The sequence below is a fragment of the Agromyces sp. NSFZ genome (assembly GCF_056156205.1).
The window spans coordinates 2,267,204-2,293,472 of record NZ_CM149585.1 but is presented as its reverse complement, the minus strand read 5'-3'; the positions used below and the strand labels follow the sequence as shown (position 1 = coordinate 2,293,472).

The 26,269-nt window shown below is 66.1% G+C and carries 16 protein-coding genes; 13 read left to right on the top strand and 3 right to left on the bottom strand.

All coding sequences use genetic code 11. The features are described from left to right. Positions 1 to 29 precede the first annotated feature (29 nt). Both ACVFI9_RS10775 and ACVFI9_RS10770 read right to left on the bottom strand, forming a co-directional pair. Positions 30 to 929 carry a bifunctional DNA primase/polymerase gene (locus ACVFI9_RS10775; RefSeq protein ID WP_474762231.1) on the bottom strand — a complete coding sequence of 300 codons (900 nt, stop codon included), beginning with the start codon at positions 927 to 929 and terminating at the stop codon, positions 30 to 32. Beyond that, entirely contained in the window at positions 926 to 1,987 is a 1,062-nt protein-coding gene (locus ACVFI9_RS10770; protein ID WP_474762230.1) for an ArdC-like ssDNA-binding domain-containing protein, read from the bottom strand. Before ACVFI9_RS10770 ends, ACVFI9_RS10775 begins: the two co-directional genes overlap by 4 nt. A gap of 319 nt (positions 1,988 to 2,306) precedes the next feature. On the opposite strand from ACVFI9_RS10770, the gene ACVFI9_RS10765 reads away from it, so the two are divergent. The 4 genes from ACVFI9_RS10765 to ACVFI9_RS10750 all read left to right on the top strand — a co-directional run bounded on the left by ACVFI9_RS10765 (position 2,307) and on the right by ACVFI9_RS10750 (position 5,419). Continuing rightward, positions 2,307 to 2,729 (top strand): hypothetical protein, encoded by a 423-nt coding sequence (locus ACVFI9_RS10765; protein ID WP_474762229.1) that lies wholly within the window; start codon positions 2,307 to 2,309, stop codon positions 2,727 to 2,729. A 52-nt stretch (positions 2,730 to 2,781) separates the two neighbouring features. Continuing rightward, on the top strand, positions 2,782 to 3,258 hold the full coding sequence (locus ACVFI9_RS10760; RefSeq protein ID WP_474762228.1) for a hypothetical protein: 477 nt from the start codon (positions 2,782 to 2,784) through the stop codon (positions 3,256 to 3,258). A 23-nt stretch (positions 3,259 to 3,281) separates the two neighbouring features. Further along, positions 3,282 to 4,280, top strand: coding sequence for a hypothetical protein (locus ACVFI9_RS10755; RefSeq protein WP_474762227.1), 999 nt, complete (start codon positions 3,282 to 3,284; stop codon positions 4,278 to 4,280). 242 nt (positions 4,281 to 4,522) lie between these two features. After that, a complete protein-coding gene (locus ACVFI9_RS10750; protein WP_474762226.1) occupies positions 4,523 to 5,419 on the top strand; it encodes an alpha/beta hydrolase family protein in 897 nt (298 codons plus the stop codon). A 141-nt stretch (positions 5,420 to 5,560) separates the two neighbouring features. Here ACVFI9_RS10750 and ACVFI9_RS10745 read toward each other — a convergent pair whose 3' ends face one another. Further along, positions 5,561 to 5,737 carry a hypothetical protein gene (locus ACVFI9_RS10745; RefSeq protein WP_474762225.1) on the bottom strand — a complete coding sequence of 59 codons (177 nt, stop codon included), beginning with the start codon at positions 5,735 to 5,737 and terminating at the stop codon, positions 5,561 to 5,563. 281 nt (positions 5,738 to 6,018) lie between these two features. Between ACVFI9_RS10745 and ACVFI9_RS10740 the strand changes: the two genes are divergently transcribed. From ACVFI9_RS10740 to ACVFI9_RS10700, 9 genes are all read left to right on the top strand, one after another. After that, complete coding sequence (locus tag ACVFI9_RS10740; RefSeq protein WP_474762224.1) at positions 6,019 to 7,275, top strand: hypothetical protein; 1,257 nt, start codon at positions 6,019 to 6,021, stop codon at positions 7,273 to 7,275. Between the two features lie 263 nt (positions 7,276 to 7,538). After that, positions 7,539 to 11,009, top strand: a complete 3,471-nt coding sequence (gene mobF / locus ACVFI9_RS10735) for a MobF family relaxase (protein WP_474766234.1) — start codon at positions 7,539 to 7,541, stop codon at positions 11,007 to 11,009. A gap of 111 nt (positions 11,010 to 11,120) precedes the next feature. Further along, entirely contained in the window at positions 11,121 to 11,531 is a 411-nt protein-coding gene (locus ACVFI9_RS10730; protein WP_474762223.1) for a sulfate permease, read from the top strand. A 97-nt stretch (positions 11,532 to 11,628) separates the two neighbouring features. Next, entirely contained in the window at positions 11,629 to 11,895 is a 267-nt protein-coding gene (locus tag ACVFI9_RS10725) for a hypothetical protein (protein WP_474762222.1), read from the top strand. Between the two features lie 9 nt (positions 11,896 to 11,904). Continuing rightward, positions 11,905 to 13,191 (top strand): hypothetical protein, encoded by a 1,287-nt coding sequence (locus ACVFI9_RS10720; protein WP_474762221.1) that lies wholly within the window; start codon positions 11,905 to 11,907, stop codon positions 13,189 to 13,191. A 53-nt stretch (positions 13,192 to 13,244) separates the two neighbouring features. Beyond that, the gene (locus tag ACVFI9_RS10715; protein WP_474762220.1) at positions 13,245 to 14,453 is read left to right on the top strand and encodes a hypothetical protein; all 1,209 of its coding nucleotides are present in this window, start codon (positions 13,245 to 13,247) and stop codon (positions 14,451 to 14,453) included. Between the two features lie 403 nt (positions 14,454 to 14,856). Further along, positions 14,857 to 18,993 (top strand): BREX system serine/threonine kinase PglW, encoded by a 4,137-nt coding sequence (gene pglW, locus ACVFI9_RS10710; RefSeq protein ID WP_474762219.1) that lies wholly within the window; start codon positions 14,857 to 14,859, stop codon positions 18,991 to 18,993. Beyond that, on the top strand, positions 18,990 to 22,601 hold the full coding sequence (gene pglX, locus ACVFI9_RS10705) for a BREX-2 system adenine-specific DNA-methyltransferase PglX (RefSeq protein WP_474762218.1): 3,612 nt from the start codon (positions 18,990 to 18,992) through the stop codon (positions 22,599 to 22,601). The genes pglW and pglX overlap by 4 nt, the downstream gene beginning before the upstream one ends. Beyond that, a complete protein-coding gene (locus ACVFI9_RS10700; protein ID WP_474762217.1) occupies positions 22,598 to 26,269 on the top strand; it encodes a BREX-2 system ATPase PglY family protein in 3,672 nt (1,223 codons plus the stop codon). Before pglX ends, ACVFI9_RS10700 begins: the two co-directional genes overlap by 4 nt.

Below are 26,269 nucleotides of genomic sequence, written 5' to 3'. Positions count from 1 at the left end.
GAGTCGGACGCCGTCGACGCTCGAGCGAGTCATGGCAGACACGGCGCCGCACCTCTCTGGCTGGGCGGCGCGGGACAGTCACGCCAGGTCGCATCGGCCGTCGAGGACGTCACCATCGTCGCTTGTCGGACCGCCGAACGGATCGTCGTCGCGATCTCCCATTCGGGCAGCCCGATGCTGCCCGCCGCAGGGCCCAGCGCGGCTTCGACATCCGCCGATGCGAAGCCCACCTCCGCAAGTCGGCAGGCAGCCCAGAAGAGGCCGTGGTTGCGCTCGCCTTCTTGAAGGCGACCCACCCATGTGGCAAGGCGTTCCGGGTCCGGCGAGGTGCTCGTCGCGATCCTCGTGGCTGATGGCACGGTTCGGGGATTGATGAAGTGCCGAAGGGATTCGGCGTCGATGGGCCGGGCGTTTGCGGTGGAAAGGGAGAAGAGTCGATAGGTGACCCGACCGCGGTCGGTGGCCAGCATCGACGGCGGAATGAGAACGTAGCCTCCGGCGCCGCGGAAGTCGATATGCGCCGCTGCAGCCTGCCAGCATCGCTGTGGACGAGACGGCACCGCCGGGAAGTAGACATGGAGCCCGCCAGACGGCGTGCGGACCCTGGCGAGCTCGCCTTCAACGTGGCCGGCAGTGGCGGCTCGCTCGAATGCGTTGAATCCGGATGCCTCGCCGGCGACATCGACGTCGACGACATCGATGCCGGAGGTGCTTCCGGTCGGCATGCCGATGTTCGCGTTCGGCCACCGCGACCACCATGCGCGGACGAGGTCGACGTCGCAACTCGCATCGTGGAAGCCTGCGCGCGTCGCCGGACGCTTCCCATCCACGGTGCACGGGAAGATCGGGGTGCCGGCTCGAGCGAAGGCGAGCGCGGCATCGCACGTCGACATCCGTCCCGTGGCCAGTAGCAATTCGGCGACACTCATGACAGCCTCCGGGTCCCGACTCGGAGTTCGCGATCGACGGGTGTCGGTCGCGAGGCGGCCGGCCCGACGCTCAGGGGAGGGCCAGGCCGTTCGAGCCCCGGGGCTTCGACGGCGCCGCCCTGCGCGGTCGGCAACTGGTCGAGGATCGCGACAGCGGCACGGCGCACGCGTTCTCCGGTGTCCTGGACGACCTCGACCGCCGTCTTCTCCCTCACCGACGTCGCCCACGTCGAGACGTACGGAATCGTGTAGCTACTCGTGTCCATGCCATGCGCCGCAGCGATCATCAGCGCAACGGACTCGGCCTCGACCTCCCCGATTCCGCGATGCGTCACTGCATCCGTCATCGGATCGTGCATTCGGATGTGGCCGAGCTCGTGCGCCAGTGTCTTGACCTGCGCCGCGGCATCCATGTCGGCTCGAATCTCGACGATGTGCGCACGGAAGTCGGTCACACCGTTCGCGCCGTCGAGTGCGGAGGCATCCACCGTGGAGAGCCGGAATCCCTCATCTCGGACGATGTCGGCGAGCCCGTCCCAGAGGCCGACCGGGGCCTCACCACTGAGCAGCTGCGGGATGGGGAGCGCTGGGAGCGGGACTCCGTCGGTCTGCGAGACATCCCACACGTACGCTGGCCGGACCCCGATCATGCGCGGGCGGACCACCTCGCCCGGGCGCGGGCGCTCGTTCCGCTCGATCCGTCGCCACGAACTCGGATCGGTGGGCGATGATGTCGCGAACCGCGCAGTCAGGGGAGCGAGGATCATGTACCCGGACTGGCCCGCGAGTACGCGCCGCCCGAGAGACTGCCACTGCTTGAAGCCGGCGACCTGGGTCGGAACGGGCTCGGGCACCTGGCCGCGGCGGAACGCTGCCTCGTGCTGCCACCAGATCAGCATCGTGTTGTTGAAGGAGCGGGTCCGAAAGCGGGCGGCGAACTCGAGCGCTCGCCTCCATTCGTCGCCTGAGACGAGCGATTCGACGGACGCGACGAGGTGCTCGTGAATCTCGTCGAGTTTCGCATCCCAGCCATGGCGCGGTTGCGGCTTGGTCGACACGTCGTTCACCTTCCAGAAGGGCGTCGCCGGTTCGGCGCGGCTGACGCATAGGTGTGCGCACACGGCATGGAAGGCCTCCAGGCATGTCAATGTCGCCGCCGGGTCCGTCGTTGCCGGCGCCTTCAGCGCTATCGCTATCTGAGTTTGAGCATGCTCAAACCGGGCGCTTAACTCGTTCCTAGCACCGGATTTGAGCATGCGCAACCGTTGCGTTGGGCATGCTCAAAGAGTAGATTGAGCATGCCCAACTCGTGCCCGGAGTTGGAACCAAGACGACGATGCCTCGCCTGACCCGAGCGGGTGGAAGGTGTTCCGACACATGATCGAAGACGAGAGCAACACCGCAGCAGAGGATCTCGCGAAGCGACTCCGGCTCCTTCTCGATGTCGCCGTCGCCGAGACCGGCTCAGAGCCCACATACTCCCAGATCGCGGCGTTCCTCGAGCAGCGCGGTACGAACCTCTCCCGCTCGCGATGGACCTACATGGTGAACGGTCATCGGTATGTGCAGGACCGCGCGCTGTTCGAGGGCCTGGCCGACTTCTTCGACGTCGACGCAGCCTTCCTCATGGGTGCTGAAGGCGCTGAGACTCCAGCGAAAGTGAGTGCGCAGCTCGACCTCGTGCGCTCCATGCGTGCCGCACGCGTCAAGTCGTACGCGGCGCGCACATTGGGCGACATCTCGCCGAACGCGCTCCAGGCGATCAGCAAGTTCCTCGACGAGGAGATCAAGCACACATAGAAGTCCGGCGGGCGCTGCGAAACGCGGTGGTATCCGGAGACATCATGAGGGGGTGGCCGAGACAGTGAACAGCGAAGTGAACGTATCGACGGCGTTCCATGAACTCGCGCTTGATGAAACCTTCACGTTCGACGAACTCGTGGGCGCGGTGCAGTTGCGACGTCGGCGAGGAATCCGCATCGTCGAGCTGGCCGAACTCAGTGACCACGACGGACTCTGCGCCATCTGGCTGATGACGGACACCGAGGACATCGTGCTCCACGCGCGCAGCGACTCGAGGCTGCACAGGCAGCAGTTCGTGTTGCACGAGCTGGCCCACATGATCCTCGATCACGGGATCGACGACGATCGCGGGATGCCGGACTTCCTGCTGCCGGACATCCCACCTGAGACTCGACGTCGCTTGCTTCGGCGGCAGAACCTCGACACGGCGGAGGAGATCATCGCGGAGTCGCTCGCCGACCAGCTCGCCGCAGCGATCCGCGGATCGGCCATGCACGAGTCACGATTCCTGGAGATCTTCGGGTGATTCCAGTCTTGGTCTCCACCCTGATGTGGATACTCCTGATCAGCCTGCTCGTGCTGCGACGCGGGCGCGAGGAACGAACCATCACGTACGCCACCCTGACGATCGCGGTCTCGATGACCCTCAACATCGACGCGGTCTACGAAGCGCTCGACACCGCGCTCGGTGGTGAGAATCTCGTGACGCTGATCGCCGACTTGGCGTTGATGGTCGGGGTGTTCTTCCTGGGCCGCGGCGTCATGAAGGCGTCTGATCGACAGCCTCGCGTCGTCCAGCTCGCGCTCGGCCGCGCCGCCCTCGCCGTGGCGCTCGTGTTCTCCATCGTCGCGTTCATCTTCATCGACCAGCGCGGCACGACGACGACCTTCATGCTCGACCTCGGCGATCAGCCGGCGGCCGCGGCGTATTCGATGATCCACTTCACCTACTACGGCATCGTCCTCGCCGCGATGGCCGCGCTCGCAGCGCAGCAGATCCGAGTTTCTCGAGGCAGCCAGCGACTCCCGCCGACGTCGCTGCTCCTCGGAAGCCTGTTCGGCTTGGCCCTGTGCGCCGTCGTCATCACCATGGACATCGCGCATGCCGTGGGTAACCTCGAGCTCATGGCCGCCGTGTCTTTCGCGTACGGCCCGCTGTATCTCTGCACGTTTTTCTTCCTGTGCCTGGGGTTCGCTTCCCAACCGGTCCTTCGAAGTCTGCAGACCCGATCGCGGGCGCAGACAACCCGTGCGCTCATCCTCGAGCTTGAGCCGGCCTGGGGGCGAGCGACCACCGTGCGACCCGGGATCAGTCAGAGCGCGGATGCCGCCTTCCGGTCGTCCGAACCCGAGGCCGTGCTGCACCGCGAGATCGTCGAGATCCGCGACGCGCTCATCGACAGTCGCGTGGCGTTCGACCTGTCCGAGGGGGAGCGGGACCTTGTCGACCGGGCCGAGCGGCACTTGGTCGGCGCCGGATTCCCCGACGTGGCGTCCGGGCCTGCCGACGACTCTCCGGGTGTCGAGTCGAGGAAGCGTAGGCAATGAAGACGGGATGGTCGGTCGCGGCGCTTGGGACTGCCGCAGCGGCCTCGCTCGGTGGCCTTGGGTTCGTGATCGCGCGACGCCTCACCGCCCGGTCGGATCGGCGTTTCGATGTCGTCATCCGTGACGTTGAGCAGGCGGGCGGGCGGCGGACCGTGGTCTTGGACCGGACGCCGCGGACTGTCGCGCCTGGGCGATACAGCCTCCTGCTCGACGGCGGTGGGCTGGTCCGGCTAGCGAGCGAGGTGAATGACCGAGGCCCGGCGTTGGTCGGCCGTGAAGTTGTCGGTGGCCCTGGCGCGGCCGGACTGACGGCGGGGGACCGGGCGTCTTGGAGCGGGATCTACTTCGCCGATCCGTCAGATGCCGATCTCGAGGCGGCCGACATCGACGTGACGACCGATGTCGGGCCGGCTCGTGCATGGCTGATCGAGCCGGCCGGCGCGAGCTCGTCGACGTGGGCGATCCACATCCATGGCCTCGGGAGCCCGCGAGCCGGCACGCTGCGCGGAGTGCAGGTTGCGGCCGAGCTCGGGTTGACGTCGCTCGTCGTGACGTACCGGAACGACGGAGACGGGCCGACGATCCGGAAGGGTCGATCGACGCTCGGATCTTCGGAGGCCGATGACGTTCGGTCTGCGCTGGTTTTTGCACGCGCACACGGCGCTCGACGATTCATCCTCTTCGGTTGGTCGATGGGGGGCGCCATCGCGTTGCAGCTCGCCGCAGATCCTGAGTTGCGCGCTGATGTCGCGGGACTCGTGCTCGATTCCCCCGTGATCGATTGGGTCTCGACGATCAAGGCGAACTGCGTGCGAGCCGGGCTCCCAGCGTGGGCGGGGCTGCTGGCCCTGCCGTGGCTCGACCGGCGACCGCTCGCTCGGCTGACCGGTTTGCCGAGCGCGATCGGCGTCGACTGCTTCGACTGGCTTGCGCGCGCCAATGAGATCTCGACCCCGATGCTGCTGCTCCATGGGACCGAAGACACGTCATCACCATTCGGGGTGGCCGCTCGCCTTCAGAGTCTCCGCCCCGACCTGGTCACACTCGAGTCATTCGATGCCGACCACACTATGACCTGGAACTCTGATCCGGAGCGCTGGCGACAGACCGTGCTCACCTGGCTCGCTCCTCGCCTGTAATACGGGGCTGGCTGAGTCGGCATCGCTGCTTGCACCGAGGATAGGCACACGCACGGGGTGGACACTCCCGGTGTCGCTGGGCTTTCCAGCCCGCGGTTTGACCCACATCACGCACGACGGACGCCGGGGCTGGCCCTCCCTTCAGATGCGGGCGCGGTCGGTGCGGCGCTTGGTGAGCATGCTGATTCCGACGATCGCAGTGACGCCGACGCCGATCCAGAACCATGTGGCGGGGTCGGCCGCGATGGCGTCGCTGAGACCGGCGATTCCGCTGGCGAACGCATTGAGGATCATTTCTGCGATGTTCGGGAAGTCCATAACTGGACGCTAAGCGAGCCCGCTGACATTCGTCGAGGAAAGCCACAGCCGTTCGCCTTTGAGGGCGGACGTTCCGCGGCTTAGCCTGAGCGGATCGGCGACTCGACTCCGACGCGTTGGCCTCCACCGGGGCTGGCCTATCGTTCGACGAGCGGCAGACGCTCGCCGGACCCGACTCCGGCCTGTGTAGCAGATACAAGTCAAGGCGCGGCTTCGCCGCTTGCGACCGATTCGGCATAACGTCAGCAACGTCATGTGTGCGGGGTAGAAACCGGAGAGCAATGAGAACGATCGATTCAACAGGAATGGACCATGAGGCGGCATGCTTGCTGTTCGAAGCCTGGCTGAGGCGGCTGAGCAGTGAGCGGGCTGGGCTTCAAGGCGGTCAGATTGGCGTTGTTGCGGGCACGCGAACCGTCACCTGCGGCGATTCAGCCGGGCCGCATTTCGTCGTTAGAGAGTCAGGGCTAGATGTTGCACTCGATTCCTATTCAGGAATCGACGAGAAAGACGCCACAGGACTGATCGATTCAGCCCTTGCGAAGGTCGCGACCCGCGATTTCGGAGGCGAAGTTATCTACCAAACCGAGATGACAGTTCAAGCCTTTGACCTAGCTTCGCCAATGCATTTCATGCGCACGCTCAGCGATCAAAGGCATATCGAGGGAACCCGCCGCTTTTCGAACGTCGCAATCCTCGACTTCGAAGCGGGCCTACTCGCTGACGCACCACCGAACGGATTCCTCTTCATGCCATCGAGCAGAGTACAAGTGACTTTGTTCATTCCCGGCCCGCTTGAGAGCGACTTCACTGCCAAGGCTGCCGCAGGGATCACCGAAACCATCGCAGCGATCTGTGCATTCGCTGCAGGCAGACCCGTTCAGTTCGAGATTCCAGGCTTCGCCGTTGACGACGATGTAGCACGGCAAGCCTTGGAACGACGGGAGGACGCCTCGATTCTCGGCCTCGCACGAGACTCGGTCCCGCTGGACCTCTTTGGTTATCTCCCGACGATCGGAAAATTCGACGCAGTGATCCGGGCTCGCGGAGCCCTCCTGGCTTATCATGCGGCGCTGAATCAGACGAGCCCCGACGTCGCGGTGATGCTTCTCGTTACAAGCATGGAGGCCCTCATCGCGCCTCGGGCTCCTTGGGGGAAGGACAAGGTCACCACACGGTTTATCAGGGCGGTTATTGATCTATGTCCCGATGCTGTGGACCACGTGATCGAGCACGGCAACGTCGGGGAGGCCTTCGGGTATGTCAAAAAGGGGAGTCCCGCGCGGCAGAGACGCGAGATACTCAATCTGATCTACGAGGCGCGCTCACTTCCGACCCATACGGGTCCATCTCTTGCGCGCTCCGGCATTCTTGACATGCACTCAAGTGGCAGCATGCGCGTAGCGCTGTTGTCAGGTATCGCCTTGGCCGCCGTCCTCTCCTATTTGCGGGCGCCCCGGTCGTTTCTTGTCGGCCATCCCACCATCGATCCCAAGAACGACAGTCCCGCACTCGCCAATCCTGATTCGGACGACTAAGGGGCAGGATTAGCGACCGGCGCCGTCCGCGACCGCTGTCTGGCCCCTCAAGCACAAATGGGCGACGGCGGCGTCCGCTACGGTCAGAGCGCGAGGCGACCTGAGCTGAATGCGGCCCGCGCTCAAGATGGTGCCGGATGCGGATGGCTCGGCAAGCGCCCAGTTCGACTGGTCTAGTAGCGCCGCCTCGCCGCAATCACCAATGCCGCCACGCCTCTTGCAGATCGAGGCGCACCTACTCCACGGCGGGGGAGGTGATGGCGATGACGGTGTCGATTCGGGTCATGAGCGCCGGCGACGGGTTCAGGTACCTGCTCCGCACTGTCGCTTCCGGCGACGGTGACCGTTCGCTCTCGACGCCGCTGACCCGCTACTACAGCGCGAAGGGCACGCCGCCCGGTCGCTGGATGGGAAGCGGCCTTCCTGCCCTGGGCTCGACCATCGTCGAGGGGAGCGAGGTCTCCGAGGAGCATCTCCAGCGCCTGATCGGTCTGGGGTGCGATCCGGTCACCGGTGAACCACTCGGGCGCAGGTACCCGGTGTACGAGAAGGGGACGGATGTCGCGACCGCCCGCCGCCGCGCAGTCGCCGGCTACGACTTCACGTTCTCGATTCCGAAGTCCGCGAGCGTTCTCTGGGGCGTTGCGGATGCAACGACGCAGGCGCTCATCGTGCAAGCCCACCATGCCGCGGTTGCGGACGCGCTTGCGTTCCTCGAGCGGGAGGTTGCAGCGACGCGTGCGGGGGTTGCGGTCCGTGACGGCGCCGTTGCGCAGGTCGACGTGTCGGGAGTGATCGCAACCGCGTTCGATCACTTCGACAGCCGCTCCGGCGATCCGCACCTGCACACGCACGTCGTGATCAGCAACAAGGTGATGACCGTGCTCGACGGCAAGTGGCGTTCGCTCGACGGAAGACCGATGCACGCAGCGGTCGTTGCGATCTCCGAGCTGCACGAAACGCTCTTCGCGGACGCACTGACGCGGTCGATCGGCGCGCAATGGGAGCAGCGCGCACGTGGACGAGACCGCAATCCGGCGTGGGCGATCACGACCGTTCCGGAGGCGCTGGTCGCCGAGTTCTCGACGCGTTCGCAGACCATAGATGCTGAGACGGACCGCCTGATCGAGGCGCACACGCGGGCGCATGGCCGTCGGCCCGGTCGCGTGACCATCATGAAGCTCCGCGCCCAGGCCACGCTGTCCACTCGGCCGGCGAAGCAAGTGCATTCACTCGCCCAGCTCTCGGCGGGCTGGCGCGAGCGCGCTGCGCGCGTTCTCGGAACGGATGCCGCGAGCTGGGGCCGAAGCGCGGTCGGGAGCCTTCCGGAGGCCATCCTTCGCGCTGACGACATCCCGCTCTCGCAAGTCGGCGCCCTCGGGAGTTCCGTGATGACCGCCGTGAGCGAGAAGCGCTCCACCTGGCGGCATTGGAACCTCGTCGCCGAAGCAGCCCGTCAGACAATGGGCCTCCGGTTCGCGTCGGCGTCAGATCGCGAAGCGGTGATTGGTCTCGTCGTCGATGCTGCCGAACGGGCGTCGCTTCGCCTCACGCCGCCGGAGCTCGCGCTGAGTCCGGCACCGTTCCAGCGATCGGACGGCTCGTCGGTCTTTCGTCCGAAGCACTCTGTCGTGTACAGCTCGGCAGAGGTGATGGCGGCCGAGTCGAGTCTGCTGAAGCGCTCGGTCGACGCCACCGCACCGCGCGTCGCGCTGAGGATACTCCGTGCGACGCTCGCGGCCGGCAGCGGCCGGCGGGCGGTTGACGACGCGCAGCTCGAAGCGCTCGCGAAGATCGTCGCATCGGGGCGTGTCGTGGACGTGCTCGTCGGTCCGGCTGGCGCAGGTAAGACGAGCACGATGAGTGCGCTTCGCCGCGTGTGGGAAGACGAGCACGGCGCCGGCTCGGTCGTGGGGCTCGCGCCATCCGCCGCTGCCGCTCACGTCCTCGCTGAGGATTTGGGAATCCCGACTGAGAACCTCGCGAAGTGGTGGCACGACCACCTGCGTCATGGAACGAGATTCCGGTCCGGCCAGCTCGTCATCGTGGATGAGGCCTCGCTCGCCGGCACGTTGCACTTGGCACGAGTGACGGCGCTCGCTGAAGATGGGGGAGCGAAGGTCCTGCTCGTCGGCGATCCTGCGCAGCTTCAATCCGTCGAGGCCGGTGGTGCGTTCTCGCTGCTTGTCCACGATCGACCCGATGCCCCGGAGCTCGTTGAGGTGCATCGCTTCGTCAACGAGTGGGAGAAAACCGCGTCACTGGCGCTTCGCCACGGCGATCCCGAGGCGATCGACGAGTACCTCGCGCACGCCCGAGTACTCGAGGGCAGTACCGAGGCGATGGCGGATGCGGCGTACCTCGCGTGGCGCACTGATGCCCGCGCCGGCAAGGCGAGTGTGCTGATTAGCGAATCGAACGAAGCGGTGTCGGCCCTGAACGTGCGGGCCCGGACGGAACTCATCTTGGAGGGGCGAGTCGACGCGCTCCGGGAGGCGAAGCTGCACGATGGCACCGCGGCATCCGTCGGCGACACCGTCATCACCCGGCGGAACGATCGCCGGCTTCGCGCCGGACGGCGCTGGGTGCGTAACGGCGACCGATGGACCGTTGCGGCCGTGCGCAGGGATGGCGGGCTTGAGGTGCAGAGGCCCGAACGCTCATGGCGGGGCACCGTCGTGCTGCCGGCGGTGTACGTCCGTCGCCACGTCGAACTCGGGTACGCGGTGACCGCTCACCGGGCGCAGGGCATCACCACCGACACGTCCCACGTCGTGGTCGCGTCGGGCACGACTCGGGAGAACCTCTACGTGGCGATGACACGTGGACGCGAGTCGAATGCCGCGTACGTCGCGATCGACCGGCCGGATGTCTCGCACATCGGGCCGCGGCCGGGCGACGCGGAGAAGCCGACGGCGCGGAGGGTTCTCTTCGGCGTGCTGCAGCATGTCGGAGCCGAGTTGTCCGCGCATGAGACCCTCGCGGGGGAGCAGGATGCCTGGGGTTCGATCGCTCAGCTCGCGGCAGAGTACGAGACCATTGCTGCGGCCGCCCAGCGGGGTCGGTGGGTGGAACTCGTACGCGGTTGCGGACTCCCTCCCCACCAAGCCGAGGCCGCGATCGAATCGGATGCCTTCGGGCCGCTGACCGCCGAGCTCCGGAGAGCGGAAGCCGAGCAATTCGACACTGCGCAGCTGCTCGCAGCCGCTGTCGGTGCTCAAGGGTTAGACGATGCGCAGGATGTGGCGGCGGTGCTGCGTGCCCGTGTCGCGGCGGCAACGGTTCATGGCGTCCGCGGTCGTTCCGCACCTTCTCGCAAGGCGCCGCGGCTCATCGTGGGACTCATACCGCTGGTGCTGGGTGAGATCGATCCCGACTCGCGCGGTGCACTCGAGGAGCGACGCGCTCTCATCGAGGCACGCGCGGACGCGATCCTCGATCAGGCGCTCCGCGCGAAGGCGTCGTGGACTCGCTCACTCGGCGTCCCCCCGAATGGCGCGGCGGAGGTTTGGCGCCGTCACGCCCTGACGGTCGCCGCGTACCGCGATCGCTACAGCGTCACGGGCGCACACGCGTTGGGATCGGAACCGCAAAGCGACGTGCAGCGGGCGGATGCGGCCCGGGCACGGCGTGGGCTCGGCATCGCGCGGAGACTCTCGGACCAAGTGCGCAACCTCGACCGGCCGCAGCCGAGTGTCCCGACGGCTCTTCCGTCTGTCAGACCCCAGTTCTAAACTGCGGCCAAAGGCAGCCTCATTTTGTGCATCGCTCGTCGCGATGGCATGATCTCCGATCCACGGCGGTCCCTCCAGGTTCTCGTTGCCGAACATTCGGAGGGCTGCAGCATGTTCGGACTCATCTGGGCGAGCGTCGCTCGCACCCACTTCGTGCTGCGTCGGTTCCTGCCGACCAACATCCTGCTCGACGCCATCCACACGCGCCGTGGACTGAAGTGGGGCGTACCTGCGATGCTGCTCGCAGTTCCGTACGGCCTCGGAGCGCTCCTGTGCCTCGGACTCGCTAAGGGCGAGGGGCCGGGCTGGCTGTACCTCGTCGGAGTTCTCTTCGCATGGAACGCGCTGAAGTTCATCGTCGCCGGCCCCGTCACGCTGATCCGGCTCGCGCGAGTTCGGGTGCTCGAGGCTCGAGTCCGTCGTGAGGCGGTGAGTACGCGCGAGGAGAACGACGGCTTCGGTCGGGGCGTCGCCGCGCCCAACCCTCGGCCTGAGCGCGAGCCGGCAGATCTCGCCAGATAGACCTTCATCCCGGCATTAGCGGCACGGCACTGTCGGTGTACCTGTTGTTCGCGTAAGTCTTGTGGCACGACGCATGCCGCGAGCAGGAGGAACAGCCATGTCGGTCCCGCAGGAGCAATTCGACGATCTCCTCAGCCGAACTGCGCTCGCGGCGCTGTTCTATTACCCGGAGATCGCGGTCGACGATGTCGAGTACGACCTTCAGAGGGACATCGAGTACTGCCTCGAACCGATCGATGGGGTCGCGGTCGAGGACGTCGAGCGCCTTCGCACCGTGATCGGGCGCGTGATCACGAATCCGTCGGCGCATCGTTCCGAGCTGCTCGCCCTCGTCATCGAGCTTTCAGGGCCCCCAGCCGGGTAAGAGACGCTCGTGCCCGGCACCGATCACGAAGACGACGCCAAGCGCGCCGCTGCGAAGCGCAAGCGGAATCGACGTTGGCGTGAAGCCAACGCGGATTACGTGCGCGAACAGAGTCGCGCGTGGAAGGAAGCGCACCCGGAGCGCGTGCGGGAAATGAATCGTCGGTGGCGCGAGGAGCATCTTGATCGAGCTCGCCAGCAGAACCGGGATTCGGCGCGACGCATAGCCGCACGCAAGCGGCGCGAAGCCGAGGTACGTCGGAAAGCGCGGGAGCGAGCGAAGCGCTGGCGGGAGGAGCATCCCGACCGGGTGCGTACGTACCAGCAGCGATGGGTCGAAGAGAATCGTGACAAGGTTCGGGAGTATTACAACCGCTACTACGCGACGCATCGTGACGAGGTGAGTGCGCGCGCCGCCGCCCGACGCGATGCCGACCCCGAGCGCGCAAAGCGCGCCACCAAGGAGTGGGCCGAGCGGAACAAGGATCGTCGCGCTGAACTCCAGCGCACCCGGCGGAGCAACCCCGAGATGTACCAGGCGGAGCTCGAGGCGAACGCGGCGGCACGGCGGCTCAAGCGGCGGCTCGCCCGCGATGGGCTACCGCCGAGGCGGATCCACTCGACGAGCGCGGCCGAGCGCCGCGCCAACGAGCGTGAGGCCTCGGAATACTTCCATGATCCGTCGCTGAACGAGCACTTGAGGCAGTTCACCGTATTCGCCGAAACCCTCACAGAGCACATGCTCGCGCATGGTGCCAGCATGCGGGAGTTCGCGGAAGCCTACGCGGCGCGACGCGCGCGGCTTGGACTCCCGCCCGTCGACGTCGAACGCATTGTCTACGCCCGCGCAGTCGAGGTCGTGACCGACCTCATGCGCCGGGTCGACCTTCTGACCCCCCGGGATGTCGCAGCCGCCTGCCGCAGCACCCACGCCGTGCTGCGACAGGAAGAACGGCGCCAGCAGTTCGACCGACTCGTGAGGTCACTAGTTGCCCACGTCGAGCACGACATGACGCGCTTGGGTAAGGAAGCAGCGTTCGAGAACCGCGCTCGTCGACAACACGGCCGTCCCCAGGCCCCACTTGAATCACTCATCATCCAATTGGCAACGCAGGAAATCCTGCCCACGTTGAGGACAGATCGTCTCTCGCTCGAGGACGCTCGAACAGCAGGGCGGGCGGCCAAGGCGCGCATGCGGTTGGGGGGCGAGACTGCAGGACGCACGAGCGGCAATCGAACTAGTGCAACACGGCCTAGCGATCAGCGGCGCGGCCGCCAGATCGCTGACATCGAGTAACGTTCGGGTCCCCTGCGCCGCGCCAATAGGATCAGACCCAAAGAGGGAGAGACGTGGAAACAGCCGCAGCAGTGCAGACTCAAGAGGTCGCGGTTCGACGATTGGGAAAGGAGGGGGCGGATCTCGCCGTCTTCGAGTTCCAAGGCAAACTGCGGGACCTGTTGATCTCAAGCCTTCGCGAGAGCTATCTGACCACTGGAAACTACGTTGCGGACGCGAAGGCCGTCTCACCCCAAGGTGCTATGTCGCTGGCAGTCGCGGGTGCTGCGGGCGGAGCGACCGCGTTGTCGGCAGCGTTTTCATCCACGCTCTTCATGGCGACCGCGAATCCCGCCACGCTCATGACATTGGGCAACGGCGTCGGCAGCGCCGTGATGGGCGCCAGCGGGATCGTCGCCCACGCGCCGTTCATTGCCGTGGCGAGCTCACTTCCGGTCGTGGCGCCGATCCTCGCGATGCAGGCTCTCAGTACTGCGGTGATGATGCAGCAGTTCAAGCAGATCGACCGGAAACTCGACGTCATCAAGAGCACCTTGGACAAAGCAATCGCCCGGATCGAAGCGACGCACGCGGGAGAGTTGCTCGCTGCATCCAGGATCGTCGACGAGGTGTACTCCCAATACAGTCTCGAAGGGAGCTTCTCAAGTGACATGCTTGTGCGACTCGCACTCGCGGAGCGTGACGTGAGAGCACTTGCCGCCAGGTTCCGCCAGCTTGTGGAGGCGCGCAGCACGATGAACGTCGATGACCCCGCCGAGGTCAAGCAAGCGAACTATGACGCTCACAGCGCGATGCTTGCCTCCTTCGTGGAACTCCGTGTGGCCTATCTCCGTGTCTGTGTCGATATGCAGGAGAACCCGAAATCGGTCAACTCGTCGATGCAACGACTGAAGTCCGTCATCGACGACGGGATCTTGTTCTGGCAGCATCTGCAGGACCGTTCGCGAGTGCTCAAGGATGAGATCAATCAGCTCGAGGCGAAGCGCCAGGACATGAACTGGGCTGCACGTACCCTTCCGGGCGGCGAGGGAACCACCCTCGAGAAGGAGCTCGCAAAGCGCAAGGCCGCGTACACGTCGACGATGGAGAGCGAGCGGGAGATCATGAGCGAGTTCCATTCGCTTATCGAGTCCGCTCGAGCGACTCGGACGGCGCTTGATGCGTCGGTACCGTTGAACGGCTCTACCTCCCCGACGCTCGTCTACTGGAAGGACGAGACAGGTGAGCATTCCTTCGTCACAGATAAGAACCTCATCTCCTAGCCCCCCAGAGTGCGGACGGACCCCCCTGACCGCGAAACCGCGAGATTGCGAGGCCGCGCGACCGGGTGCCGCATGATCGCGAGGAAGCGTGATATCCGCCGTTGCGAACTCCTAGATGTGCGTCGACGCCCCGGTCTGGAGCGGTCGGAGCAGCTCCGTCATCGAAGGGGGAGAGCGCGTCGGTCACTCGATTGTGTTCGTTCGGGAGCCCAATCAACGAAGCACCCCCGAACGTGGGGCCGCGCCCACCCGCCACCCTCCCGCCGTTGTCTGCGGACTCTGAAACAATGCTGAAGACGCTCTCCGACCCAGACCCTGGTGGGCGACTCGTGCCGAGGATCCGAATGAATGTTGCTGTTGCGATGCCGCTGATCGGTGTGCCGTACGCGCTGGAGTCGACTCGATGAAGGCAGACTCCCCGAACTGGATCGTCATGGGTCCGGCAGCGTCGCCGGCCGAGCAAGCTGCCCTCAACAAGCTGCGCGACCTGTTGCCCGACGACGGCATCACCACGGCGTGGGTGAACGTCACGTTCGTCGACAACCAGGGCGGCTTCAACGAGGTGGACGTGCTGCTGCTGACGAAGAACGGCCTGTTCGTCGTGGAGCTCAAGGGCTGGCATGGCACAGTGCTCGTCAAGCCGAACCGTTGGTTCCAGAACGGGAAGGACATGGGCAACCCGCCCGTAGCGAACAACAACAAGGCCAAGCGATTGTCGGGGCTGCTGCAGGGCGTGACGATAAAGCACGCTGCCGGGTTCAAGCTGCCGTTCGTGCGATCGGTCATGGTGCTGCACGGCGCAAATTCCAACGTCGTGGTGCAGGGCAAGATCGATGGGCTGACAACACTCGACAGCTACAGCGTGAGCCTCAAGGGCGACGGTGTGCCCTTCTCGAAGTTTCTGGCGGCGCCGGCGACTCACGCCGACGATCTGGTCAGCGAGGCGAAGGCCAAGCAGATCCGAGCCGTGGTCGCCGCCGCCGACCTGAAGCCGACTCCGAAGACTCGCAAGGTTGGCGACTACGACCTCGCCGACGCTGACCCGCTGGGGGAGGACGAGGAGTGGACGGACCTCCTCGCGACGCACCCGATCACAAAGGATCGCCGTCGCATCCGCGTGTTCAAGGTACCCCGCGGCGCGTCGAAGGAGATGGCGTCAGACATTCAACGTCACGCGCTCCGCGAGTACCGTCTGACGAACGGCATCTCACACCCTGGTATCACCCGTCCGCTCGACTACGTCGATTCCGAGGTCGGCCCGGCACTCGTCTTCGCATACGACGAGCGAGAGCAGCCGCTTACCGACTACCTCACCGAGCACGCCGCAACGCTTTCGCTCGAGGACCGGGTGGCGCTGATCCGCACGATCGCTGAGGTCATCAAGGCGGCACATTCGCGGCGCGTGATGCACCGGGCGCTCTCGCCGCTGCGCGTTACCGTACGTGCGAGCAAGAAGAAAGGCGCGACGGTCGCGGTTCGCGACTGGTTCGCCGGTCAGCGCACGAGTGAGGGCTCGACGCTGTCGCGTACGTTGCTCGGCACGAACGATATCCCCGAGGCGATCAGCGAGGCGCAGTGGGGATATCTCGCGCCCGAGGTGGTGCAGTACCTGGGCGAGCCATCGCCGATCGCGCTCGATGTCTACGGTCTCGGCGCACTGGCGTACCGCATCCTCACGGATCGCGACCCTGCTGAGAACGGCAAGGACTTGCACGAGCTGTACCAGTCGGCGTCGTCGCTTGATCCGATCGCGGTGCAGCCCGATCTTCCCGAGTCGTTCGCGAAGGTCGTTCGCGAGGCGACGGCGTTCGATGAGGCTCATCGCCCGGCCGATGTCGGCGCGTTGCTCGCGCTGTTCGAGGACGCGTTCCGCGATTACGCAGGCCGGGCTGAGCCGGTCGCGGTCGATATCGATCCATTGGATGCTTCGCCCGGTGAGATCGTTGGCGAGCGCTTCGAGATAAAGGCGCGGCGCGGTTCGGGTACGACGGGTATCGCCCTGCTCGTGGACGATTACGACTCGGGTCGCGAGGGCGTGATTCTGAAGCTCGCGCGAGACGAGGATGCCGCGGCGCGCCTCGCGATCGAGGCCGACGTCCTTCGTGGCCTCGATCACGCCCGCGTCGTGAGACTTCTCGATGGCCCGCTCGAGGTAGGTGGCCGGGCGGCGCTACTGCTGAGCGATGCGGGCGCGGAGACGCTCGCGGCCCGGCTGCAGACCGAGGGCCGCTCGACGCTCGAGCAGCTCGAGAACTACGGGCGCGACCTCCTCGAAGCGGTGCGGTACCTCGACTCGAAGGGCATCTTCCACCGAGACATCAAGCCCGCGAACCTGGCAATCGCGCCTGACCCGGGCACCCGCAGGCCGCGACTGACCCTGTTCGATCTCTCGCTCGCTCGTGAGCCGCTCACACACACGAAGTCGGGTTCCCGCCCGTATCTCGACCCGTATCTCGATCAGCCGGGGCGGCGCGAGTTCGACCGGGCGGCGGAGCTCTTCTCGGTGGCGGCGACCTTGTTCGAGATGTCCGCCGGGGTGCCGCCGTTCTGGCCTGGCGGCAACGCACCGGAGCGTCCGGATGAGGCGGCGGTGGTGCAGGCCAGCCAGTTCGAGGAGTCGGTGGCATCGGCGCTCGCGGAGTTCTTCACCCGGGCGCTCGCCCCGGTGGCGCGTGACCGATTCGAGACTCTCGAGACGTTCGAGGCCGCTTGGCAGGGCGTATTTACGCCCCTTGATCCGGTGGTCCAAGATGACTCGGCGACCGAGCAACTCGACGCACAGGCCGCATCGGCGACGCTCGACACTCCGCTCTCCGATTCTGGGTTGAGCGCTCGCGCCCGCTCGGGCCTCACTCGCCTCAGAGTGTCGACGGTAGGAGAACTCCTCGGCGTACCGCCGATGCAGATCAACCAGATTCGTGGCCTCGGCGAGTTGCATCGCAAAGAGGTGCAGCGTCGCGTCCGGGAGTGGCGGACGCGGCTGGCTGCGGGATCGAGTCCCGCAGCCACCGAGACGCAAGCCGGTCGGCAGTCGATCGAGCAGTTCCGGTCGAAGCTGATTCCGCAGCGACGTACGGCTGAGAACTCGAAACAGATCGAAGTGCTTCGACTCCTGCTCGGCGAAGACGAGACACCTGGTGGCGTGGCGTGGCCGACGCTGACGTCGATCGCTGATCATCTCGGCCTTCAAGTGGCGGCGGTGTCGCGTCTCGTGACCGAGGCGGTGCGTCGTTGGCGCAAGGACAGCAAGCTTCTGCAGATCGCGGTCAACGACGTTGTGCGGATCGTCACCGACGCCGGGCTCGTGGCGACGCTCGATGAGGTGGCTGACCAGCTGCTGATGGACTACGGCTCGTCGAAGGTCGGCGATGAGCGTCGCCGGCACGCACGTGGGCTTGTGCGGGCCGTCATCGAGTTGGATGCCGCGGCGGAGACCCCGCGGCTCGACAAGCGTCGCCCGCGTGATGACCGGGCTCCCGTGTTGCTCGCAATCGTCGGTGACGCTGACGGGCCGTCGTCGGAACAGTTGCTTGCGATGGGGCGGCAACTCGGCGATGAGGTCGACAAGCTCCTGCGTACCCAGGATGTGGTCCCTGCCGCGGCCGTGCGTGACCGACTTCGACGACTCGTTCCCGATCAGGTGTCGCTGTCGGATGCGCGACTGCTCGAGCTCGCCGTTGCGGCGTCGACGACCGGTGCGAAGTCGAGTCTCGACGAGGTGTACTCGCTGGATCTCACGCCTGCTCGTGCGATCGAGGTGACGCTCGCCGGGGTCGCCGTACGTGAGCTTTCCCTCGACAGCATCGAGCGCCGTGTGCGCGGACGGTTCAGGCGAATCGCGGCGATCCCGTCCCGGCCTGCACTCGACGAGATCATTCAGCGGACGCATCCGCACCTGGAGTGGAACTCCGGGCGCTACGCGGTGCGCGAGGGGTCGACGTTCGGCGCCTCGACGCGATCGGTGACGACGTTGCAGGGCTCCCTGCCGAACGACCAGTTGGCGCGCGCCCTCGCCGGGTCGGTGCAGGAGCGCAGTGCCCTCGCGCTCACGACGGCGTGGTCGCACTACGACGCGGCCGCGGCGACGCTCAGCGCCCGATTCGGCGTCGAGGTCGTCGACCTGGCCGCGCTCGTGGTCGAACGACTGCATGAGGCCGCGGCGCAGCTCGGTGCTGACTGGGCGGTCGTGGTCGGTGCGGACGCACCGTCGGCGGGTGCTGGCGACCGACGCAACCTGCAGGAGCTCGCGAAGAGGGCGGTCACCGAGGCGTGGGCCGAACTTGAGGCTCGCACAGAACCGTTGCTCTTCACCGACCCGGCGGTGCTCGCTCACCTCGGGCTCGTCGACCTCATCGGGCGCGCGATGGACCTGACGACCGCCCGTGCCGGCGCACGCTGGTTCCTCCTTCCGCAACGGTCGGCCGCCGCAGTGCCCGACCTCGACGGGGTGCCGATGCCGTTCGGTGCCGATCGTTGGATCGAACTCCCCACGAATCTGGCAGCGGTGCTGCCGACGCAACCCACGAAGGTGACGAAGTGATCCACTCCGCCCAGCTCCTTGCCGACCTCAAGGGGCAGCTCAAGCTGCTCGAGGCCGACCTGACGGCGCGCGCCGATGATGTGACGAACGAGTGGGGTGCAGCACTCCGCACCGAGCACGCGAACGCGACGGCGCGCGAGCGCACCGGCCTGCCGTGGATCGACTGGCGCAACGGCCAGGTCGCCCAGGCCGCGGTGGCGTGGATTCTCGCGACGGTGTTCATACGGTTCGCTGAGGACAACGATTTGCTCGAAGGGGTTGCGGTCGACGGAGCCCGGGTAGCACTGCCCTGGTTCGCTGGCCCCGGTGACCGGCTGGAGCGGGCGGTCGAGCACCAGTCGGCGTACTTTACAGCGAACCCGACTGCGGCGGGCCCGGACTGGCTCAAGCACGCGTTCTCAGCACTCGCGTCGCTGCCGGCGGGGCGCGCGCTCGTTGACCCGGCGCACTCCCCGGTGTGGACGGCGCCGATCTCGGGCGAGGCCGCCGACCAGCTGCTCGGGTTCTGGCGAGCGACGGATGCCGGCGGCACCCTCTTGCGCGACTTCACCGACCCGGCGCTCGATACCCGGTTCCTTGGCGATCTCTACCAAGACCTGTCGGAGTTCGCGAAAAGGCAGTATGCGCTGCTGCAGACACCGGTGTTCGTCGAGGAATTCATCCTCGACCAGACCCTCACTCCGGCGATCGCAGAGTTCGGGCTCGAGGGGCTGAAGCTCATCGACCCGACGTGCGGCTCGGGGCACTTCCTGCTCGGCGCGTTCGGACGGCTCGTGGATGCCTGGACTGTCGAAGCGCCGGCATTGGACGCTCGCGAGCGCGTCGCGAAGGCGCTCGCGTCGGTACACGGGGTCGACCTCAACCCGTTCGCGGTCGCGATCGCGCGGTTCCGGCTCACGGTCGCGGCTCTGCAAGCGGCGGGTGATCGCACACTCGTCGCTGCGCCCGATTACCACCTCCAGCTCGCGATCGGTGACTCGCTGCTCGGCTCGCAGGCGTCGAGCGTGAAGCTCTTCGACGGTGAGGATGTGGATGCGTTCGAGTACTCCGTTGAGGACCTAGCGGCCTATCACGGCATCTTGCAGCAGAACCAGTACCACGTGGTGGTGGGCAACCCGCCGTACATCACGGTGAAGGACCCGGTGCTGAATAAGCTGTACCGTCAGCTCTACTCGACGTGCTCCGGCAAGTATGCGCTGTCGGTGCCGTTCATGGAACTTTTCTTCGAGCTCGCGAAGCGATCGGATGCGACGACCGGCGCTGGCTACGTTGGCCAGATCACGGCGAACTCGTTCATGAAGCGCGAGTTCGGCAAGAAGGTAATCGAGCAGTTCCTCTCGGGATCCGACTCGATGAGCCCCGTCGACCTCACCGTGGTCGTCGACACGTCGGGGGCGTACATTCCGGGGCACGGCACGCCGACAGTGATTCTCGTGGGCCGTCGACGAAAGCCCGTCGGTGACGCCGTGCACACGGTGCTTGGCGTCCGCGGGGAGCCTGAGCAGCCGAGCGATCCGGCGCGGGGGCTCGTGTGGGGCGAAATCGTCGAACATTTCGGTGACGATCGGCACGAAGGCTCTTACGTCACGGTCGTAAATTCCCCGCGAAGCACTCTTCAGACGTATCCCTGGTCGCTTTCTGGTGGCGGTGCGAGTGATCTAAAGATGACGTTGGATGAACGGGGCGTGACACGTCTGACGAGTCGGATTCGCTTGCTTGGTGTCATGGGGATGACCAATCTTGACGACGCGTTTCTTGCGCCTCGTGAGGCGTTCGCGAGACGAGGAGTCGAAGGCGCGGTGACTCGTCCGCTTGTGACCGGCGACATCGTCCGCGACTACAACGTGCGTCAAGGCGACGACGCCTTCTTCCCCTACGACTCGTCGGGGCTTCGCCAGATCGAGGACTTTCCCGGTGCGTACAAGTGGGTGTGGCCGGTTCGTACGGAGAGCTGGAACCGAGCGACCTTCGCGAAGACTACGTACCGAGTCGAAGGGCGCACTTGGTGGGAATGGCATCAGATCGGTCTCGACAGGCTGGATGGGCCCACGATCACGTTTGCGTTTGTGGCGACGCATAACCACTTCGCGCTGGATCGGGGTGGGAAGGTGTTCAAACAGTCGGCGCCGGTGATCAAGCTGCGGGAGGGGGCGACGGAGGACCAGCACCTCGAACTGCTCGGTGTGCTTAACAGTTCCACCGCGTGCTTCTGGCTCAAGCAGGTCAGCTACCCCAAGGGCGGCGATCCGATCGGTGGCGACGGCGCGCGAGTTTCGGCGGAATCTTGGAGCGATCGATACGAGTTCACTGGCACAAAACTGCAGGACTTCCCGCTGCCGCGCATTCTGCCGCTTGAGCGTGGCCGCATGGTCGACGGACTTGCCAGGCAGCAGTCCGAAGCGCTCCCGATCGAGGCGGTTCAATCGATTGGAAGCAGTGAGATATCGCTCGCTGAAACCATGTCGGTGGCGCGCGCAGACTGGATGCAACTTCGCGCGCGCCTGGTCTTTGAGCAGGAAGAGCTCGATTGGGAGGTGTATCGCCTTTACGGATTGATCGAGGACGACCTGACATACTCTGGCGAACTCAACGTGCTTGGTCTCGGGCAGCGCGCATTTGAGGTCGCACTCGCGCGGGCCGTTGCAGCTGGGCGGGAACAAAGCTCGTGGTTCACTCGCCACGGTTCGATCCCGATCACCGCCCTGCCCGCAGACTGGCCAGACGACTACCGCGCCGTCGTGGAGCGTCGCCTAGACGTGATCGCGTCGAATCCGTCCATCCGCCTGCTCGAACGTCCCGAATACAAGCGTCGCTGGGCGACGCGCTCGTGGGATGACCAGCTCGCCGACGCGCTCTGCGATGCGATGCTCGACCAGCTTGAGGCCGCCGCGCTGTGGACTGACGTGAACGATCGACCCGTGACGCGGTCGGTGAACGAACTCGCGGATCGTTTGAAGTCCGACGCGTGGTTCGTGGAGCTCGCGTCGCTTGCGCACGGCGCCGACGCCGACCTCCGAGTTGTGATCAGCAAGCTGCTTGGGGAGGAGTCGGTGCCGTATCTGGCAGCGCTCCGCTACAAGCCGTCGGGGCTCGAGAAGTTCCGCGCGTGGGAGCACACGTGGGATCTGCAGCGCGCCGAAGACCGGGGTCAGCGCGTCGACGTTCCCGTGCCGCCGAAGTACGGGCCGGGCGACTTCCGCAAGACCACCTACTGGAAGGCGCGCGGCAAGCTCGACGTGCCGAAGGAGCGCTTCATCTCCTACCCCGGCACGCACCGGGCCAACGACCCGAGCCCTGTCTACGGCTGGGCCGGCTGGAACCACGCCGACCGCGCGCAGGCCCTGGCGCGCCTCCCGATGGAACTCCTCGCCGCCGGCGCGACATCCGACGACCTCGCGCCACTCATCGGGGGGCTCATCGAACTGCAGCCGTGGCTCGACCAGTGGCAAGCCGAACTCGACCCGGACCTCGGCGTCAGCCCGGCGGCGGCGATCAGCGGCCTCACCGACCAATTGCTCACCCAGCTCCAGCTCTCGCGCGACGCCGTCACCGCATGGCAACCGCCCACCGCGACTCGTGGCCGCGCCGCCTCGAAAGGCACCAAATGACCGCCCTGCCGCTCACCACGCCGCTTCGTGACCTCATCACGATTCCGACCCGCATCGATTCCGCCGACTTCGTGCTCAAACTGCACGATGGCGTCGCCGCGGCCGACCGCACCCTCGCCGACTATGTGGTTACCGACGCCATTGCCGAAGCGTTCGACGACGCACTCGGTCTCGTCGAGCATGCCGTGACGAACCGCACGTCGCGCGGCACGTACATCCACGGCTCGTTCGGTGCCGGTAAGTCGCACTTCATGGCCGTGCTGCACCTGCTCCTCACCCAGCACCTGCCCGCGCGAGAACTGCCGGGCATCGCACCAGTGGTGAGCAAGCACCTCGACGTGCTCGAGAAGCGCTTCTTCGCCGTCGACTATCACCTGATCGGCGCCAAGAGCTTCGAGTCGGCACTCTTCGCGGGCTACCTCGACACCGTCGCGGCGAAACATGCGGAAGCACCTCTGCCGTTCCTGCACGTCAGCGACCAGCTCCTCGAAGACGCCAAGCAGCAGCGCGCAACGTTCGGCGACGACCAGTTCTTCGCGGCCATCTCAACCGGCGGCACCGGCGGTGGTTGGGGTGCGCTGGCGACCGGATGGGATGCGGCATCCTTCGACGCCGCGATCGCCCAGCCCACCGGCAGCCCCGACCGCGACCGGCTTGTGAGCGACCTCACTTCGACGCTCTTCACGGGCTATACGAACGCGGGCGCCTGGGTCGACATCTCGACCGGTCTGAAGACCATCAGCAACCACGCTCAGAGCCTCGGCTACGACGGCGTCGTGCTATTCCTCGACGAACTCGTGCTCTGGCTCGGCCAGCACATCTCCAACCAGGAGTTCGTCCAAGGCGAGATCCCCAAGGTCGCCAAGCTCGTCGAGACCGGCACCGGCAACCTGCCCGTGCCCTTCATCTCGTTCGTCGCCCGCCAGCGAGACCTCGCCCAGTTCCTCGGCAGCAGCACCCTTGGCGTCGAGCGAGAAGCGCAGCAGCAGACCTTCAACTACTGGGACGACCGCTTCGACAAGATCCAACTGCGCGCCGCCGACCTGCCGAAGATCGTCAAGCAGCGCCTGCTGCAGCCCATCGATCAGGACGCCGACGACACATTGAAGTCGGCGCTTGCCCGCGTGCGCCACGACAACACCGCCTGGAACAACCTGCTCGCCGACGAGGCATCCTCGGGCGAAGCCGAGTTCTCGAACGTGTATCCGTTCTCGCCCGCGCTCGTCGACGCGATGGTCGCACTCTCGAACCTCATGCAGCGGGAGCGCACGGCGCTCAAGCTCATGGGCGAGCTGCTCGTCGACGGTCGCGACGAGCTCACCGCCGGCGACGTCATCCCGGTCGGCGACCTCTACGAGCCCGTCGCGCTCGGCACGCTCAAGCCGCTCGACGATACGATGCAGCAGCACTTCGCGATCTCGGCGACGTTCTATGTCGAGAAGCTTCGCCCCTACCTGCTCAACAAGCATGCGCTCAGCGAGGAAACCGCCAGGGAGCTGCCGCGAAGCCACCCGTTCCGCAACGAAGATCGGCTAGCGAAGACGCTGCTCGTCGCCGCGCTCGCGCCCGGCGCGGCCTCGCTGAAGAACCTCACCGCCTCGAAGCTGCACTCGCTCAACTTCGGCTCGGTTACCGCCTTCGTGCCTGGTGCGGAGACCGCACAGACGCTCGGGCTCGTGCGTAAGTGGGCGGAAGAGTTCGGCGAGATCCATGTCGGTGAAGGCGTCGACCCCGTCATCTCGGTACAGCTCTCCGGAGTTGACTACGACTCGATCCTCGACCGCGTGCGAGGCGAAGATAGCCAGCCCGCGCGGCGCGCACTCGTGCGCAAGCTCGTGCTCGAGGGTCTCGGACTCGGCGCCACGGTCGGGATGCTCGGGCAAGGCACTCCGTTCCCGCACGTATGGCGCGGGCAGAAGCGCACCGCGTCGATCTGGTTCGGCAACATCCACAGCGGCAGCAACGACTTCAAGGACTACGACTTCGAGACTGGCGAGGGGGAGTGGAAGGTCTTCATCGACTTCCCCTACGCCGCCGACGGGCAAACCGGCCCGCGCGATGACCTCGCCCGCATCACCGAGTTGCGCGAGAAGGGCATCGTTGCTGAGACCATCGCATGGCTGCCGAATTTCCTCACGGCACCGCGGCAGAGCGACCTCGGTCGACTCGTCGTGCTCGAGTACCTGCTGACTGAGAACCGCTTCGACCAGTACGCCGATCACCTGCCGGTGAGCGACCGGCCCGCTGCGAAGCAGGCGCTCGAGAACAACCGGAGCAACCTGCGCGAATCGTTCGGCCGGGCGCTGCTCAGGGCGTACGGCGTGTCTGCGCCTGATGCTGCCGACGTCGACGAGCAGCTCCTGCCGAGCGAGACGTTCACCTCGCTCGTGAACGGGCTCACCCTGCAACCGCCCGTCACCGGCACGCTCGCCGGCGGCCTCACCGGTGTGCTCGATCAGGCGTGGAAGAACGCGTACCCGAACCACCCCGATCTTGGCACTGTCGAGGTCAAGCGCCGGGAGCTCGACGAGACGCTGGCGCTACTCGCCGAGACAGCCGAGCATTCTGGACGTCTGGAGTCGCTGAACCCGACCCAGAAACGAGTCGCTACTGCCGTTGCCGTGCCGCTGAAGTTCGGCGTGCGCAACGAGAACATCTTCACCGCCCAGCTCGCTCAGTTCGGATGGCGCGACGATTTCACGCGCTGGGAGGCCGAGCTCGGCGCTGCAGTCACGGCAGCCGCCCTGCGCGCGCGGCTCGAGCCCTGGGGCATGTCGCGCGATCTCGAAGACACGGTGCTTCTCGGTTGGTCGATCGTCGCCGACCGCGAGTGGGTGCGCGGGGCCGTCGCCGTCGACCGACCAGCAGTCGGTTCGGTCACGGACGACCTCGTGCTCCGAGCCGCGAATCTGCCCGATGAAGATTCGTGGACGCGGGCCAACTCGGTCGTTGCGCCGCTACTCGGTATCAGGGCGGAGACGTACCGCAACTCAGGGGCGGTGCGGCGGCTCGGTGCGGCGATCGTCGCCGCGGCGAAATCGAAGAGCCCCGCAGCTTCCGAGCTCGTCTCGCAACTCGAGGCGCACGCCGAGCAACTCGGCATCGACACGACGGCGGTCACCGGGCGGCTCGCGACCGCACGCAACGCGTCGGAGCTGCTCGGGTTGCTGGCGAAGGAGAACGAACCGAGGCTTGCGATCATCCGGCTCGCCGACACGACGCTCGTCGACTCGGCAGACGTGGTCGGCAAGTCGATCGCGAACGCAGATACCGTCTCTCGGGCGCTCGAGGGAGCGGGCTGGGACTTCATCGCGAAGGCGGCGACGCTGGGGCGCGCAGAGGTCGACGACGCCATCGCGACACTCCAGCACGCCGCCGCTTCCAACGAGGCCATCGCACAGCTCGTTCCGCGACTGACCGATGCCGCACGCGTCGCGCGTGATGCGGTCATCAATGTGCCTGGGCCGACCCCGCCGAATCCTCATGTACCGACGCCGCCCGCGCCGCCACTGCCTGGCCCCACTCCTCCTGACGGGCCGACGAGCGGTTCAACCTCTGCGGCTCCTGGTGAACTCGAGACGAAGATCGCACGTCTCCAGAAGGCGCTCGAGGCAGCACTCGGTGCGAACCCCAGCAAGCACGTGCGAATCGACTGGTGGGTTGAGTGA